Origin of the sequence: Microbacterium deminutum (genome assembly GCF_039530205.1) — a bacterium.
GTDB lineage: Bacteria > Actinomycetota > Actinomycetes > Actinomycetales > Microbacteriaceae > Microbacterium > Microbacterium deminutum.
The window spans coordinates 255,769-272,494 of sequence record NZ_BAAAOG010000002.1; the positions used below are offsets into that span (position 1 = coordinate 255,769).

General features: G+C 63.7%; 12 protein-coding genes. 3 read left to right on the top strand and 9 right to left on the bottom strand.

Going from position 1 to position 16,726, the window contains the following annotated elements; genetic code table 11:
* Window positions 1-24 precede the first annotated feature (24 nt).
* The 9 genes from ABD212_RS07475 to ABD212_RS07515 all read right to left on the bottom strand — a co-directional run bounded on the left by ABD212_RS07475 (window position 25) and on the right by ABD212_RS07515 (window position 14,522).
* A complete protein-coding gene (locus ABD212_RS07475; protein WP_344092949.1) occupies window positions 25-1,332 on the bottom strand; it encodes a glycosyltransferase family 2 protein in 1,308 nt (435 codons plus the stop codon).
* The gene (locus ABD212_RS07480; RefSeq protein ID WP_344092951.1) at window positions 1,254-2,732 is read right to left on the bottom strand and encodes an oligosaccharide flippase family protein; all 1,479 of its coding nucleotides are present in this window, start codon (window positions 2,730-2,732) and stop codon (window positions 1,254-1,256) included. Before ABD212_RS07480 ends, ABD212_RS07475 begins: the two co-directional genes overlap by 79 nt.
* Window positions 2,729-3,760 carry a glycosyltransferase family 2 protein gene (locus ABD212_RS07485; RefSeq protein WP_344092953.1) on the bottom strand — a complete coding sequence of 344 codons (1,032 nt, stop codon included), beginning with the start codon at window positions 3,758-3,760 and terminating at the stop codon, window positions 2,729-2,731. The genes ABD212_RS07480 and ABD212_RS07485 overlap by 4 nt, the downstream gene beginning before the upstream one ends.
* Window positions 3,757-4,893 (bottom strand): DegT/DnrJ/EryC1/StrS family aminotransferase, encoded by a 1,137-nt coding sequence (locus tag ABD212_RS07490; RefSeq protein ID WP_344092955.1) that lies wholly within the window; start codon window positions 4,891-4,893, stop codon window positions 3,757-3,759. The genes ABD212_RS07485 and ABD212_RS07490 overlap by 4 nt, the downstream gene beginning before the upstream one ends.
* A complete protein-coding gene (locus ABD212_RS07495) occupies window positions 4,890-5,516 on the bottom strand; it encodes an acetyltransferase (protein WP_344092957.1) in 627 nt (208 codons plus the stop codon). Before ABD212_RS07495 ends, ABD212_RS07490 begins: the two co-directional genes overlap by 4 nt.
* Window positions 5,513-6,655, bottom strand: coding sequence for a DegT/DnrJ/EryC1/StrS family aminotransferase (locus tag ABD212_RS07500; RefSeq protein ID WP_344092959.1), 1,143 nt, complete (start codon window positions 6,653-6,655; stop codon window positions 5,513-5,515). The genes ABD212_RS07495 and ABD212_RS07500 overlap by 4 nt, the downstream gene beginning before the upstream one ends.
* Window positions 6,652-7,647, bottom strand: coding sequence for an NAD-dependent epimerase/dehydratase family protein (locus ABD212_RS07505; RefSeq protein WP_344092962.1), 996 nt, complete (start codon window positions 7,645-7,647; stop codon window positions 6,652-6,654). The genes ABD212_RS07500 and ABD212_RS07505 overlap by 4 nt, the downstream gene beginning before the upstream one ends.
* On the bottom strand, window positions 7,644-8,708 hold the full coding sequence (locus tag ABD212_RS07510; protein WP_344094110.1) for a Gfo/Idh/MocA family protein: 1,065 nt from the start codon (window positions 8,706-8,708) through the stop codon (window positions 7,644-7,646). Before ABD212_RS07510 ends, ABD212_RS07505 begins: the two co-directional genes overlap by 4 nt.
* Window positions 8,709-8,795: 87 nt before the next feature.
* Window positions 8,796-14,522 carry a DUF4082 domain-containing protein gene (locus ABD212_RS07515; RefSeq protein ID WP_344092965.1) on the bottom strand — a complete coding sequence of 1,909 codons (5,727 nt, stop codon included), beginning with the start codon at window positions 14,520-14,522 and terminating at the stop codon, window positions 8,796-8,798.
* 311 nt (window positions 14,523-14,833) lie between these two features.
* On the opposite strand from ABD212_RS07515, the gene ABD212_RS07520 reads away from it, so the two are divergent.
* The 3 genes from ABD212_RS07520 to kynA all read left to right on the top strand — a co-directional run bounded on the left by ABD212_RS07520 (window position 14,834) and on the right by kynA (window position 16,710).
* Complete coding sequence (locus ABD212_RS07520; RefSeq protein ID WP_344092967.1) at window positions 14,834-15,436, top strand: acyltransferase; 603 nt, start codon at window positions 14,834-14,836, stop codon at window positions 15,434-15,436.
* A gap of 45 nt (window positions 15,437-15,481) precedes the next feature.
* Entirely contained in the window at window positions 15,482-15,739 is a 258-nt protein-coding gene (locus ABD212_RS07525) for a glutaredoxin family protein (RefSeq protein ID WP_344092969.1), read from the top strand.
* A 116-nt stretch (window positions 15,740-15,855) separates the two neighbouring features.
* Window positions 15,856-16,710, top strand: a complete 855-nt coding sequence (gene kynA, locus ABD212_RS07530; RefSeq protein ID WP_344092971.1) for a tryptophan 2,3-dioxygenase — start codon at window positions 15,856-15,858, stop codon at window positions 16,708-16,710.
* The last annotated feature ends 16 nt before the right edge of the window (window positions 16,711-16,726 follow it).

The following is a 16,726-nucleotide window of genomic DNA, read 5'->3' on the forward strand; positions in this document are numbered from 1 at the left end:
CCGAGCGCGCTACGTGACCGCCGCTCAGAAGCCCTTCACTACCCAGCGCACGTAATAAGACTCGTTACGGACCCGTCGAGCTACTCGCCGGGCGAGGCCGCCAATCCTCGAGATCGGTCCTAAGCGCTTCCTTCCGACCCGCAACGTATCCCACGACTTTGGATAGGCGCTATCGGGCCACGTGGCACGCGCAAACTCTTCGAGCCCGTCCGTTCGCGCCGAACTCTCTGGGCGGTCAGCAAGCGATGCGGCATCCCGCATCGCGTCGAGGGCCAACGCCCGGCGCACCGTCCCACGAAGCCCGTCTGCGTTCGCGATTTTCACATTGGGCGAGGAGAAGACTCGATCGAATGCATCCCGACGCGCTTCGAGGTCGACAACTTCGCCCGCCCCTTCGTTGACGCTCATGCTGGCACTGTGCTCTCGGTGGAACGCCTGGTCGGCGTTATCGATGTGCCCGACATTGCTGACCGTTGCTAGGCGCAGCGAAATTCCGAGGTCCGGTGTGTAGCGCAGATCGGGGTCGAGGGCGCCGTGCTCCCGGAGAAGTGATGCCCGCAGCGCCATCTCGGGCGTCGTGATAACGCTCGTACCATGCTTACACCTCTCCGCGAACCAGTCTTGGCCACGCCAGATGGTCCACGCTGTGTCACCGACGGACCCCTTCGGAACAGCGGGATGCTCGAAGTGCCGAGGGTACCCATACACAAGGCCGACGTCCGGGCGCTGTTCGAACAACGCTGCGGCCCGCGCAAGTGAGCCCGGCGCCAAGAGGTCATCTGCGTCAAGCTTGACGATCACATCGCCCGTTGCGGTGGCCCATCCCGCATTGAATGACCGAACGTGGCCAACGTTGTGCTCGTTAATAATGACGCGAACTTCAGGATGTGTGACGGCGAGTTCTCGAGCCACGGCGAGACTGTCGTCCGTTGATACGTCGTCAACGATGATGACCTCAACCTCGACCCCCTCCTGACTGAGCACGCTGTTCACGGCTTCCTCAAGGTAGTGACCATAGTTGTGGCAGGGGACTATGACGGAAGCTCGGATTCTGCGCGTTGGTGAGACCGGAGGCCTTCTTACAACAGCCAATGGCCTTAGTCGGGTTGGCGCCAGCCGCGCCATCATCCTTAGCAGAACGCCGCGTGTGGCGTGCGCGTCCACGTAGGCGCGCCATTGTTCGCTCAGACCTGCCCCCGAAAGAGCCCCGGGCTCCACGGCGTTCATTGCCACCTCCACGTGTTCGCCGTCCCTCAGGCCTCGCGGGGGGTCAAGTTCGTCGCGGCGTTCGTCTGTGCCCCACGGATGGCGCGGAGGCGCCGCATGAGCCATGGTCCCGTCACCGCCCCGTACACGAGCAAGGCTGAGAGACCTCCGATGACCATGGCTAGTACAGGACTCTCGATCCGTGTCGCCAGCGCAGCGGCGAGGGCTGCGGGAAGCGCCCCGACGACCGGCACCCATGCCTGCTTGGCGATCGCGACAACCGATACTCCCGCCCGGTGAATCGTGTAAAGGTATGCGGGCAGCATGATGAACAGCGCCACAACGACGTGGACCCACCCTGCGCCGACAATTCCGTATGCACCGGTAGCGGCGATCATTCCCACCGTAAGGGCCAGGAACCACAGCGCTTGCAACCAGAGCACCGGACGAGACTTCCCGATTGCGTAGAGGTAGGACGCGAATGTGTCGAAGATCACTCGAAGGGCCCCGAACACACCAAGTGCGGCGAGTACCGCGGCCGCAGGCAACCACCTCTCTCCATAGACGACGGCAATGATGGGGCCGGCCAGGGTCGCGATTGCGACGCCCGCCGGGAGTGCGAGGGCCCATGCGACTGCGACAAGGCCCGTGAGCGCTCTCGGCGCGTTGTCAGCGCGGGCGATGTACGGAAGTGAGATGGATCTCAGGACTTGAGAGAGTGCGCTCATCGGCCAATTGGAAATGTTGAATGCGAGCACGTAGAAGCCCAGCGCTGTGGCGCCTGCAACTCGAGCGAGCACAATATTGTCGATGTTCAGGAGTGCCAAGGAGAGCATGTTCGCGCCAGTGATTGGCAGGCCGAACGCGAGTATCGGGCGAAGGAGACTGCGGTCGATGCCGTACCGAGGGCGAACCTTTGCAAACACGAACTGCAAACCCGTCGAGAGTGTCTGGCCCAGAAGTCGGCCGAGAGCGATCGAAAGCGCGCCCCATCCCAGGGCTACGAAAAGCAGTGTCACCGCCGTCGAAGCCACGAAATCGACCACGCCGATAGTGAACATCGACTTCTGATCGAATCTGCGCTGAAGCATCGCGTAGGGGACGACCCCACCGCCGGCGAGCAGAAGAGTGCCGCCCAGAACGGCGATCGCTGGCGCAGCCGCACTGCTTCCCAGAAGCTCGGCAAGTGCCGGCGCCGACAGAATCGTGAACAGTGCGAGAAGGCCTCCGCTTACCAGCCCCAGCGTCGCAACGGTTGGCGCCTTTCGCTCGTAGTCGTCTGACCGGATAAGGTCCGCAGACAGACCAAGGTCAGCGACCGCCATCAGGATCGACTGAACGGCGAGGGCGACGGCATATACCCCGAACTGGTCCGGACTCAGGACGCGAGCGAGCACTATCCCGACTGCAAAACTGCCGAAACGCAGTGCAATCGTGCTGAGGCCGCTCCAGGCGGCAGCCTTCGCGGCGCGTCCGGCCAGCGAGCCGGTCGAGTCAAGGCGGCCGCGTCTGCCTAACGCGCTCATGTTCCGTACCGCCGGTGGCGCCGATAACGTGCGCTCCACCTAGCGGACTCAAACCGCTTGAAGATGGCTGTCAAACCAAGCTTTGGGACAATCTCGTAGAGGGCGCAGGACCACGCCGGGGCCCCCGTCTCGGTTGCGAAGCTGATGAGAGCCGACCGATGAGCTTTCGCAGATGGACCACTCACGGATACTGACATTCTCAAGGCCTCACGCGCGACCGCCTTGTCGGCGGTAGCACTCAAGCTCGTGGCTTTCTGGAGTCGGGAACCATCGACGCGAAACAGCATTTCGAATGTCTTCCTGACAGCGGACAGATCGTCGAGACGTCCCCCGAACTCGGTGGCGTGCATGTTTGAGTCATGCTGTCGATAAAACGCCTGCGTGGGCCCGTTCACTCGCGCAACCTTCCCGCGCGCTGCTGCCCTCATCCAGAGATACATGTCCGCTGAATGTGGAAGTTCTGGATCGTATCCGCCAAGCTCGTCGACAAGGCGACGTCGGATCATCGCCTCCGGGTTCACGATGATATTGCGGCCTCGCCGGCACACTCGCCCGATCCATTCGTCGCTGGTCCAGGTCGTCCAGCTGACTTGGTGCGAAGTTGACGACGGCAAGACGGATGCGAACTCCTCGACCGGGCCATAGACGAGATTGACCTCTGGCTCGGCCTGGAACAAAGCTGCTGCGCGCGCGAGGCTTCCTGGAGCTAGAGCGTCGTCGGCGGAGAGGAGGACCACGAATTCGCCCGAAGCCCGAGCGAGTCCGTCGTTGTAGGTCGCGATGTGGCGCATGTTGTGCTCGTGCTCGATTAGAATGACGCGATGGTCTGCCGACGCCTGCTCTCGCGCGATTCTGAGGCTTCCGTCAGTCGACGCGTCATCCACGATGAGCACCTCGAGATCGACTCCTTCCTGGGACAGGACCGACTCAAGCGCCACTGGTAGGTACTCCCCATAGTTGTAGTGCGGGATCACAACCGACACCTTGGGGTAACCGACAATTGGCTTCGCCTTCATGCGCACGCTCACGAAGCGACCGCCTGCTGCCCGTGTCGGATTACTGCCTGGGTGAGCGCCTCGACTACGCGCTTCTGCTGTTCCACCGTGATGTGGGGGAACATCGGCAAGGACAGGATGATGCCTGCCGAAGCCTCGGCGATGGGAAACTGTCCGCGCCGGTAGCCGAGCGACGCGTACGCCTCCGTGAGGTGGACCGGCGTCGGGTAATGGATTCCCACACCGATCCCTTCCGCTGCAAGTTCGGCCGCTACAGCTTCACGTTTATCGACGCGGACGACATACAGGTGCCACACGTCCTCGTTCCCATCGCGGACAGTTGGCGTAGACACGCCAGCCACGTCCGCGAGGAGTGAGTGGTACCTTTCCGCGGCCGTGCGGCGGAATGCGTTCCATTCGTCGAGTTTTCGTAGCTTGGCGCGAAGAACCGTGGCCTGGACGGCATCCAGCCTCGCATTAAGACCGATGCGGCTGTGAACGTACTTCTGAGAGCTGCCGTGCGCGGCGACGTTACGCACGAACTCTGCAAGCTCGGCGTCGTTTGTCATAACGGCACCAGCATCTCCAGCCGCACCCAGGTTCTTCCCTGGATAGAAGCTCGTGGCCGCCACACGGCTGAGAGAGCCCGCCCGGCCTGTTGGGCCGAACGCACCCTGAGACTGGGCGGCATCCTCAACGACTGCGATGCCGTGCTTGTCGGCGATGGGATTGATCAACTCCATCGGCGCGGTCTGGCCGAACAGATGCACCGGTGCGACGACACGCGTACGTGGGGAGATCGCAGCCTCGATCGCGTCAGGGTCAATCAGAAGGTACTCGTCGTCGACGTCGACGAAAATCGGGACGGCGCCGATCCGTGACGCGGCTTCAGCTGTCGCGATGAACGTGTTGGCTGGCATTATGATCTCGTCACCGGGTCCGACGCCGACTGCACGGTAGGCCAGTTCGAGCGCATCAGTCCCGTTGGATACACCGACAACGTGCTCAACACCGATGTAGTCGGCGTACTCCTCCTCGAACGCGTCGACTTCAGGCCCACCGATGAAGCTGGCCGACTCGAATTGCGCTTTCCAAATCGGCAGAACATATTCGGCGATCTCGGTCTGTTGCGACGCCAGGTCGAGGAACGGCACTTTGATGCTCATTCCTCAGTTCCCAACTCGCGCGCGGGAACGCCCGCCCATGTCTGCTCCTCGGGCACATCTTGCAAGACGACCGCCCCCATTCCGATCGTTGACTCCATGCCGATGGTGAGACCCTGGCGCACGGAAGCATTCATGCCGATGTATGCCGATTCACGTATACGAACTGCGCCGCCAAGGGATACGCCGGCCGCGAGCGTGGAGAAGTCCTCCAGCACGTCGTCGTGCGTGATCGTGCAGTTGGGCATGATCACGACATGACGGCCGATCGCGGCATCCGCTGTTACAACTGTACCGTCCAATACGATGGTTCCCACGCCCACGTCGCTCGTTGCGCCAATACGGGCCGACCGCGCCACGTACGTCGCATAGCGCTCATCGGCGATACCGAATTTGCGTAGTCGGCGCACGATGTGCCTGCGCCCGACGCTGGGGCCGACACAGACCAGTAGCGATTCGTCGCGCTTGACTGCATCCACGATGCTCCCCAGGATCGGCACCCCCGAAATCTCAGTCTCGTGGAGTTCGACGTTGTCGTCCAGGATGCCGACCACCCCGGTCACGCCGGCGGCGAGCACCTCTCGAGCCAGACCGCTAGCACCGATCAGCAGAAGACCCGACGTCACGCCGCTGACCCTTGCTCGCGCAGAACAGTGATTACACGCTCTTGTTCCGCCGGTGTCATGTTGTGAAAGACAGGAAGGATCAGTGTTCGTTCGTTGAGGCGTTCGGTGATCGGAAGTCCGGACTCCGGCGTGAGATCGCGATATGGCGGCTGTCGGTGAGCGGCCATTATCCCGCGACGTGCAGAGATGTCTGCGGTCGCAAGAGCTTCGAGCAGACCATCTCTGTCGGTGGGGTATTCGTCCAGCACTTCAACCCAGAAAGATTGGAAATTCGCCGTACCGTACTCGGGATCCGCGACCGCTCTCAGTCCGAGAATGCCCTCGATCGCCGCCGTGTAGCCCGTAGCGATCTCACGTCGACGATCGACGATCAGAGGCAGCCGACCGAGTTGCACGAGACCGACAGCGGCCTGGAGATCCGTCATCCGGAAGTTGTATCCGACCTCGGTGTATTCCTCGGCGGGAGGCAGAACCGATCCGTGACGATCGGCGGCCGACACGCTCATCGCATGCTCGCGCAGGTGTCGGGCCCGAGTCGCCCAGTCGTGCCGCGTCGTTGTGATCATTCCGCCCTCACCCGTGGTGAGGAGCTTGCGGGGGTGGAAGGACCAGGCCGTGATTTCGGCGCCTGCGCCGACGGGACGACCCTTGTACGTTGAACCAGCTCCGCACGCAGCGTCCTCGATCACAACGATCGACAGTGGGTCCGCGAGGTTTCGAATGTCGTCGAGATCGACAGGTACGCCGCCCTGATCGACCGCGATGACGGCCCGTGTGGCGGGAGTCAGCGCTGCGGCGACCGTCTCGCCCGTCACGTTGCCGGTGACGGGGTCGACATCAGCGAAGACAGGGTTCGCTCCGACATACCGGACGGCATTCGTGGTCGCAACGAACGAGAACGAAGGAACGACGACCTCATCGCTGGGGCCGATGCCTGCGACTATGAGCGCGAGATGGAGTGCTGTCGTGCAACTCGTCGTCGCGACGGCGAACGGGGCTTGCATCGCTGAAGCGAACTGCTGCTCGAACTGCGCGACGCGAGGTCCCTGCGCCACCCAGCCACTCGCGATGACCTCGGCAACGGCATCGGCCTCCTCCTGGCCAAGCCAGGGCACCATCACGTTGATGCGTTCGCTCATCGCGCGGTCACCGTTCTGCCTGCCGCGATCTCATCCCGTAGCGGCCGCCACCAGTTCACGAGCTGCCGCAGACCGTCGTCGAGTCCGATCGTCGGCTCCCAGCCGAGATCGCGCTTCGCAGCCCGGATGTCGGCAAGGCGACGGACGACCCCGTTGACGGCACGCTCGGGACCGTGCTCGACGTCGAGTTCGGAGCCCATCACGCGCAGCAGCGCCTCAGCAAGTTCCAGCAGGCTCGTCTCGGATCCGCTCGCTATGTTGTAGTCGCCGTCGACCACGCCGCTCCCGGCAGCGAGTACGTTTGCCCGCGCGATGTCGGGCACGCATACGAAGTCCATCGTCTGCTGTCCATCACCGAAGATGAGCGGCGGCTGACCGTCGGCAATTCGCTCCATCCATCGGACGAGCACCTCGGTATAGACGCCGTGTACGTCCATACGCGGTCCGTACACATTGAAATAGCGCAAGATCACGTAATCGAGGCCCTGCATGGCGCGGAAACTGCGGATCAGACCCTCGTTGAATGACTTTGCCGCGCCGTACAGGGTGTCGTTGTTGTGGTGGTGATGACGTTCTGTTGTCGGGAATTCCTCGGCCATCCCGAACACCGAGGCGCTGGACGCAGCGACGAGCTTCTTGACGCGATGTTTGGCTGCAGACTCAACGACATTGAATGTGCCGTCGACGAGCACCTCGAGAGCAAGACGAGGTTCCTCGGCGCATTGCGTGATGCGGATAGCGGCCTGGTGAAAGACGACATCCTTGCCTGCTGTGAGCTCGTCAACGACCTTCGCATCGCGGATGTCGCCGTCGATGAGCTCCACACGACCGGAGGCGAGCGCGTCATCCAGATTGCTCCGACGCCCTCGAACCAGGTTGTCGAGAATGTCTATATGAGCGACCCCCGCATCGAGGAGCTGGTCGACGAGAGTGGAGCCGATCGTTCCTGCGCCCCCGGTGACGAGAACGGCGGTGCCTTCGAGGTCGGTCATGATGGAATGTCTTCCTTGCTGTTTAGTGTTGCGACAGTCTGCGGTGCGCCAATCGCGGCTTGGCTGGCCGCGGCCGCTTCAAGCACTGACAGGACGCGAAGGCCGGACTCCCCATTGGTCCGCGCTGGGCGTTGCTCTCGGATGGACTCCGCGAACTCCGCCGCCACGTTCGCGAGTGCTTCACGCTCGGGAAGGGCAGGAGCCCACGTGTCGCCGAGACGGTAGGAGATGTTGGATGCGCGGGCGTCAGCCGTCGCCTTGGACTGCAACGCGAGATCGACGCCGCGGTCGTACACACTGACGCGCTGCTGCGGATTGAGATCATCCCAAACGAGAGTGCGTTTCGTGCCGCCGATGACCATTTGGCGGATCTTGGTTGGACTCAGCCAGTTGACATGCACGTGGGCGATCGCGCCGGCTGCGAGTGGCATCGCCAGATAGCCCACACACGACTTGCCGGTACCGAGCGGGTCCGCACCGTGAGCCGACACGGACGCAACGTCCAAACCACCAGGAAGGATGAAGTCCATGATGGACAGGTCGTGCGGTGCGAGATCCCAGAACACGTCGACGTCGGGCTGGATAAGTCCCAAGTTGATTCGAACGCTATCGACGAACAGGATGTCGCCGAGAAAGCCTTGGGCTATGAGCTCACGTATCTTCAGCACGGCCGGGGTGTAGCAGTAGGTGTGGTCGGCCATGAGCACGAGCCCATGTTCGCGCGCCGCCTCGACCATCTCGACGCCGCGCTCGAACGTATCGGCGAGCGGCTTTTCAACGATCACGTGCTTGCCGGCGGTGAGGGCTGCCAGCACGATCGGGTGGTGAGTGCGCGCCGGCGTTGCGATGGCGACGGCATCGATGCTCTTGTCGCCCAGGACCTCATCGAGGCTCGGCGTGACGGGCACGCCGCCGACACTATGCGCGACGTGCTGCGCTCGCTCGACGTCTAGATCACAGATGGCTGCGAGTTCCCAGTCCGGACTCGCGCGGAAGTTCCGCGCGAGGTTGGGCCCCCAGTAGCCCGCGCCGACCACGGCGACTCTCAAGCGTCGTGCCACGCTGAACACATTCCTTCCTGCGGTTGCGCCGAGCGCGCGACCGAGATTCACAGATCCCCGGGAGATTATCCCCCAGGCACCTGTGAGCTAGTTGTCGGGGTCGAACACGACGTCGACCCAGTACTTGTTCGTAGAGGTGGTATTCGGGAACGAGTTCGTCAGCGCGTAGGCGCCTCCTGTCGCGATCGTGGAGATCGGACCGCTTGTCACAACCGCACTGAGGCCGCCCGTGGTCACGGCGTAGATCCGAGATGTGCTGAACATACTCACGCGATACTCGGCGCCGACTGTCAGGCGGACGGGCGTCGATAGCGTCGCCGCCTGCCATCCCGACGCCGACTCTCCCGTGAATGTCACGGTTGCGAGTTTCGATCCAGTGGCGCTCCAGAGGTAGCCAGTGTGAGTTCCTGTGTTCAAGGAGCCCTTATAGAACTTGATCGCAGTCACGACACCTGCGGCGCTTGTCTTGAACCTGGTTCCGATATCCATCGTGACAACGGCCGTCGTATTGGCGTTCGTCGGCGCGCCGGTCGTGAACAGGCTCACCTGGTCCTGCTTCGCCATGGTCGTGAACGACCACGTGCCGTTGGTGACATTCCCGCTGTTCGCTGTCACGGTCGCGGTGTAGGTGGTCGTCCAGCCCAGCGCCGCGGTGGGGGTGAACGTCACAACCTCGCTCGAGGCGTTGAATGCCGAGGTGCCGGCGATCGTCGTGGTGCCGGCCCTGAGAACGATCGTGCCCGCGGTGGCGTTCGCAAGCGTGGCTGTGATCTTGACTGTGGCTGGGTCAACGTTCGTGGCTGCTGACGCGGGTGTGACGCTTGTTAAGGTCGCTGCGGGCGTTGTTGTGAATGACCACGCGCCTCCGCTCACTGCGGTGGCGTTCGCGGTTGTGACAACGGAGTATGTCTTGCCGTATCCCAGCGCGGAACTGGGCGTGAAGGTCACAACACCAGTCGTCGCGTTGAAGCTGGACGTGCCTGCAACGCCCGCCCCGCCGGTCGTCAGCGCCAGCGATGCGGATGTCGCGTTCGTAAGAGTCGCCGAGATCGAGGCTGTTGCGGGATCGACGTTGCTCGCTCCGGATGCAGGCGTGATTGTCGTTATGGCCGGCCCGACAGGCTGAGCTGTGGTTGTGAACAACCAGCTGCCGTTTGTGACGGATCCGCCGTTCGCGGTCACTGTGACGGAGTAGCTTTTGCTCCAACCCAGGGCTGCGGTCGGCGTGAACGAGACGACCCCCGTAGCGCTGTTGAAGCTCGACGTGCCCGCAACCCCCGCGCCGCCCGTTGTCACTGCGAGTGACGCGGAGGTCGCGTTTGTGAGAGTCGCTGAGATCATGACAGTCGACGGGTCGACGTTGGCGGCGCCCGACGCAGGCGACGTCGCTGAGACAGCTGGCGAAATCCCCGCGCTGCCGGAGCTTCCAAATGCAATCTCGGCGTCGACGAAATACGCCGACGACTGGAACGAGTTCGTCGGGAATCCGCCACTTGCGCCGTACAGGAAAAGACCGTTCTGGCCTGAAATGTGGCCGCTCACCTTTGGCGCCGCGAAGTAGGACAGTTGTCGCGAGTACCGGCCGTTCGGCGCGAAGTACGAGACGATGTAGGTCTGACCGGGTTCGATCGTGACGGGTGTTGACAGCGCTGCGCGCTGCCAGCCCGACGACGTCTCGCTGCTGAAACTGACGGAGGCGAGTTTCGTCCCATCACTGGACCACAGCGATCCTACGTGAGTCCCGGTATTCGTCGCGTCCTTAAAGAAGCGCAGCGCGGTCACCTGACCTTCGACGTCGACCGTCATCGCGGTTCCGAGTTCTACCGGATCAGTGTCGCCCGTCGTGGCGTCTGTCGGGATCACTGACGAGTCCCACAGCGTCTGGGTCACGACCGTGTCCTTTATGAACTCCACGTCGACGAAATAGTTCGTCGAGTTGTAGGTGGCTGTCGGCTTGCCCGAGGTGCCGTACAGATAGACGCCGTTGTTGGGTGAGCCCGCCGTGAGGGACCCGCTCGTGAGAGCTGAAGCGAAGCCGCCAGCCTGATAGCTGTAGTTACCCTTCGGCGCGAGGTACGACACGGTGTAGGTCTGACCCGTCGTCAGTTCGACAGGGGTGCTCAGCGCCGCACGCTGCCAGCCGCTCGCCGTTTCACCGGTGAACGTCACGGTCGCCAGCGGCGTTGTCGAGCCAGATCCCCAAAGCCATCCGACGTGGGTGCCCGTGTTGCTCGGAGCCTTATAGAACCTGATGGCTCGAACCTGTCCGGGATCTGACGTTGTGAAGCTCATGCCGAGAATAACCGCATTTGCGTCACCCGTCGCCGTGGGCGCGGTCACCGGTCCGCCACTGAAGAACGATTGCGCCTGGACTCCGCCTACCGCTGCTGTCTCGAACGACCAGGATGCATCTGCGGCAGTCGCGCCGTTTGAGCCCGTAATACTTGTCACCGAGACCGCGACGATGACGTCCGAGGGGAGCGCAGTCGCGGGCGTGAACGTGAAAGTCTTGCCGTCCGAACTCCATCCAGTGCTGCCCGCGATCGCAGTTCCGCCACTGGTCACGGCGATTGTCGCGGCCGAGATCGCAGTGTCGAAGGTACCTGAAATCGTCGAGCTGGACGCGACTCCGGTCGCACCGTCTGCGGGCGAGGATGAGGTCAGCACCGGGCCGGCCGCGTTTGGTAGGAAGACGACATCCACTCCGTAGCCAGCAGTTGAGTTGCTTGCCGGGAACCCTCCGGAGTAGCTGTAGACCGAGCCGCCCGCATCAACGCTCAGGGGCCCGCGCGAGTATGGCGAGCTGAATTGTCCAGCCGACACGGCATAGCCCCCACCGGGCGCGGTATACGACGCCACATACTGCGCACCGGCCGTAACCGAGACGGGTTGGGCGAGCGTGGCCGTCTGCCAGCCTCGCGTGGATTCGCCCGAGTACGTCACGGTTGCCAGCGCGGATCCGCTCGCGCTCCACAGCGTCCCGGTGTGCGCGCCGACGTTGGCAGTGCCTCTGTAGAAGCGCAGGGCCGTGATAGTACCCGATTGAGTCGTGGTGAAACGCACACCAAGCGTGACGGACGCCGTGTCAGCGGCCGAGCCGATGTCCGGGGCGGACGCGTCGGGGAACAGCTGGCACGGGCACGTCCCGGCAGGGAGAGTCGCTGCCGCGGTCTTGAAGCTCCAGCTGTTGCCACCGCTGAACCCGATGCCTGCGGAATCCGTCGCTGTCACGGTGGCCGTGTACGTCGTATCAGGGAGCAGGGTCGACGTGGGGGTGAAGGTCGCGGTGCGAGACGTCGGGTCGTACGAGACGGTCCCCGACGCGCTCGCTCCTGCTGCATCCTTCACCGTCATCGCCACGGTGGAAGCGACCACCGAACGCGAGATCGTCGCTGTGATCGCCGCCGATGAAAGGTTGCTCGAAGATCCAGCGAGCGGCGTCGACGCCGCGAGTCGAAGCGGTGAGTTGTCAGTCTGGACGAACACGACGTCGACGAAGTAGTTCCCCTCTTGATTGTTCGAGGTGGGCATGCTTCCGACCGCACCGTAGACACCCGGGGCGGCCGTGCCAACCCCTGGTGCGACGGCGACCGGGGAGCTGGCCTGCGCCTGATACGGCCAATAAAGGTTGGTCGCTGCATAGCCGCCACTGGGGGCTGAGTACGACACCGTGTAGTTGTGTCCACCCGTTACAGTCAGCGCGGACGCGAATGAGGCGGTCTGCCATCCAGTCGCTGACTCGTTGCCGAACGTGACCTGGCCGAGCCGCTGTCCCGTGGTCGTGTCCCATAGGGAGCCAACGTGGGTCCCTGTGTTGGCCGCGCCCTTGTAGAACCGCACGCCGGTGACGAAGCCATCCATGGTCGGCCTGAACTCGAGGCCGACCTCGACCGCGCTTGTGTCGTTGGCTGAAGCGACCGCCGGCGCGGCGTTTCCCATCGCCGAATACGGACCCGTCACCGTGATGTTGGCAGTGACACCGGCGACTGAGAAGTTCGCGCTGTCGTCAATTGCTCGAGCTTTGATCGACCCGGCGCCCGACCCCTGCTGGATGTAGGTGTAGGACCACGCCGTCGTGCCCGTTGCGGGATGCCACGTCGAGCCGGCGTCGGTCGAAACCTCCACACCCGCAACCACGCCGCCGGCGTCCGAGGCCGTTCCGGTGACGGTGACTAACGTGCCGTTCGCGATCGCTGCACCGGCCGCGGGGCTCGCGATCACCGTGGTCGGCGCGGTGATGTCTGTGGTCGCGGTCGCGGGAGCCAGTTCCGACATCAGTGTGGCAGGCTGAGCGCCCATGTCGGCGAGCAGATTGACCTGCGCCTGCTGCATGCGAGGGTCGGCCGCGGCACCCTTCCCGTCGTGGTTCTGATCAAGACCCCAGCCCCACTGGATGGTGGCGGCGGAGAATACAAGGGCTCCACTCGTCGCCTTGTAGAGCGTGACGTGGTGCGCGGTCGTGCCCGGCACTACAGTGTTTCCGTAGTCCGCCAGATATTGGGGTGTGGACCCTATCGTCGTCGACAGCTGAATGAGACCGGCGGGTCGGAAACCGTTGTCGAAATCCTCATCCGACTCGTAGCCGACCGTGTGATTGGCCAGCGCCTGCGACGTCCCCGCCGCGAGCGAGGTCAGACTCGTGTTGCGCCACAGGCGGGTCTTACCCTGCCCCGCCGTCACTGTGACGGGCAGATCGTCGGAGTTGGCCACGTACATCGTGCCACTCAGCGCGTTCTCAGGCATCGTGCCCCCGTTTGCGGCGGTCGTGAAGCGGGGATCACGCCAAGTGCCTGTCCACTCGGTAGACGGATCGATCTTGGCGTTGGCCCAAGTCTCCTTGTAAGAGACGAGAGTGCGATAAGGAGTGTTCGATCCGTCCACCGACTTCTCGTAACGCGTATGCCAGTAGATCTCGTTGCCGGAGAGGAATTGCAGATTCACCCCCGCGTCTCGAGCCGCTTGGACGTTGGCCCGTTGACCCGATGACCAGTACTCGTCGTGACCGACTGACAGGAACACCTTGTGGTTCCTCAGCAGGGAGCCTGAGCGGTCGGTGTCGACTCCGGCGATGTACGTCATGTCATAGCCGTTGCGCTCCAGAAACTGAACCGTGGCGAACTCGCCGCTGAAGTAGAAGTCACGTCCGCTATTGTCGCGGCGTGTCGCGAAAGGTCGGTTGTAGCTGATCTTGTACGCGCGGCCATTGGCAGCGCCCTGGTAGAGGTCGGAACCCCCATAGGTGTTGTAGGCCTGCCACGTGGGATCCGATGTCTGGAAAACAACATCGGCGCTGCTGCTGTCATTTCTCACGATGAAGATTATGTGACTGTCGTCGTCATTGTCTGTTCGCGAAAGCTTTGCGATGTAGACGCCCGAGACCGCGTCGGACGGAACGTTCCAGGATGCGGATACCCCCCAGGTGCCGCAGTCATAGAGTTCGGTGGATACATCGGATATGCACTGCGGCTGGGTTTGAGGAAGCGTCACCGAAGGGGTCACCGACGTGATGTACCTGGCCCCGAGGCCCTGGTAGTACCCGGTCCGGTAGATGTCGATCTTGTACGCCCTGGCGCTGGTGTCGATCTTGAAGTCGATCTTCGACCCGGCATTGACACTGATGTCGGTGGCGAAACCCTGGATGTCGGAGTCGCCGGCGCCCTGGATGTCCCACACGCTCGGGTCCGTGCCCGGCTTGGAGTTCTCGCAGACGATCGGGTTGATCGTCGCGCCGCACGAGCTGCCTGCGGCTGTCGCGGCAGGGACTGCCGGCTCGAACACCACGAACGTGGCGGCGATCATCACCGCCAACGCCACGATGGCGACCCCTCTCAGCCGCCTACCAATGTGAATCGTTCCGACGGCGTCGACAGTCGTCCAATGCATGCTTCCCCAGCTCCCCAGATGGGCTTACCTCGAGCACGCCCCACGCGCGCACGACGGTACAACGAAGCGAGACTCTGCCCGCGCGACTATCCCCAGTGCGCGTCAGACTCGTTGCTCCCCACTCCGGAGTCTAACGGCATCGCCGACAGTCGTCATCCGGATGTCGACTCTCCGCCATGAATTCGATGTGAATCCTGATCGTAAGCTGGGGTTGTCCCCTCACATGTGCCCGGAGGCCTGCCATGACCGCATCCGATTCCGCCGTGATCCAGTCCTCGGCCGACGTCGCCGATTCGGCTGAGATCGGCGACCGCACGCGCATCTGGCACCTCGCGCAGGTCCGTGAGGGCGCTCGAATCGGTGCAGACTGCAACATCGCGCGCGGGGCGTATGTCGGCCCCGACGTCGTGATGGGGAACGGCTGCAAGCTTCAGAACTACGCGCTCGTCTACGAACCCGCCCGGCTCGGTGACGGCGTCTTCATCGGTCCCGCCGCGGTGCTGACGAACGACGAGTACCCGCGCGCCGTGAACCCTGATCTCACCCTCAAGGATGCTGACGACTGGCACGCCGTCGGCGTGACGATCGGCACCGGGGCGTCGATCGGCGCGCGGGCGGTGTGCGTCGCACCCGTCACCGTCGGCGAGTGGGCGCTCGTCGCGGCGGGTGCGGTGGTGACGAAGGACGTACCCGCCTATGCGCTCGTGGTCGGGGTGCCGTCGCGGAGGATCGGCTGGGTGGGCACCGCGGGTCATCCCCTTGGGAAGGACGGCGAGGATTGGGTGTGCCCCGTGTCGGGCCACCGGTATCGGGAGGCGGAGGGCATCCTCAGCCCGCTGCAGTAGCCGGCACCCACCGTCTGCACAGCATCCATCCGCGAGAATGGAAGCATGACCTCCCCCTCCACGATCACCATGTTCGGCGCCGACTGGTGCCGGGACTGCGTCCGCACCAAGACCCAGCTCGACGGGCTTGGCATCCAGTACACGTACGTCGACCTCATGGAAGACCCCAGCGCCGCCGACGTGGCACGTGAGATCTCGGGCCGCACGAGCATCCCCGTGGTGGTCTACCCGGACGCGACGCACCACGTCGAGCCGTCGAACGCCGCCGTCGAGGCCAAGCTGCGCGAGCTCGAGCTTCTCTAGCCGGTACGCGTTTCGTCTCGGTCGCGTCGCTCCCTCGCTCAACGACCGAACCGCGGTAGTCCGCTCGTCCCTCGACGACCGGATGCCGCGGCATCCCTCTCACTAGGCTGGATGGCGTGAGCGAAGGCGTCGAGAGCAACACCCGAGCGATCGAATCGACGGTCGTCACGGATTTCGCCGATCGCATGAGCTACGGCGGCTACCTCGACCTCGCAACGCTCCTCTCCGCACAGCGTCCGCTGAGCGACCCCGAGCACCATGACGAGCTGCTGTTCATCATCCAGCACCAGACCACGGAGCTGTGGCTCAAGCTCGTGCTGCACGAGCTGTCGGCCGCGTGCCGGCTGCTCCGCGACGCCCAGCTCGCGCCGGCGCTCAAGTGCATCGCCCGGGTCAAGCACATCCAGCGGACCCTCACCGAGCAGTGGTCCGTGCTCGCGACGCTGACGCCTGCCGAGTACGTGCAGTTCCGCGGCGTGCTGGGCAACGCGAGCGGCTTCCAATCCGCGCAGTACCGCGCCGTCGAGTTCACGCTGGGCAACAAGAACGCGGCGATGCTGCGGGTCTTCGAAGCCGATCCGGCCGCCCAGGCGCTCGTGCGGGCCGCTCTCGAGGCCCCGAGTCTGTACGACGAGTTCCTTCGCCTGCTCGCGCGATCGGGCTACCCGATCCCGGACTCGATCCTTGATCGCGACGTCACGCGAGCGTGGACCTTCGCCCCCGAACTGGTGCCGATCTTCGCCGAGATCTACGCCGACCCGCAGACGCACTGGGCCGCCTACGAGACCTGCGAAGAGCTCGTCGACCTCGAGGACAACTTCCAGCTCTGGCGCTTCCGGCACCTGAAGACGGTTGAGCGCATCATCGGCTTCAAGCGCGGCACCGGCGGCTCGAGCGGGGTCCCCTTCCTGCAGCGCGCCCTCGAGCTCACCTTCTTTCCCGAGCTGTTCGCGGTGCGGAGCGAGCTGTGATCATCGGGCGGACGAC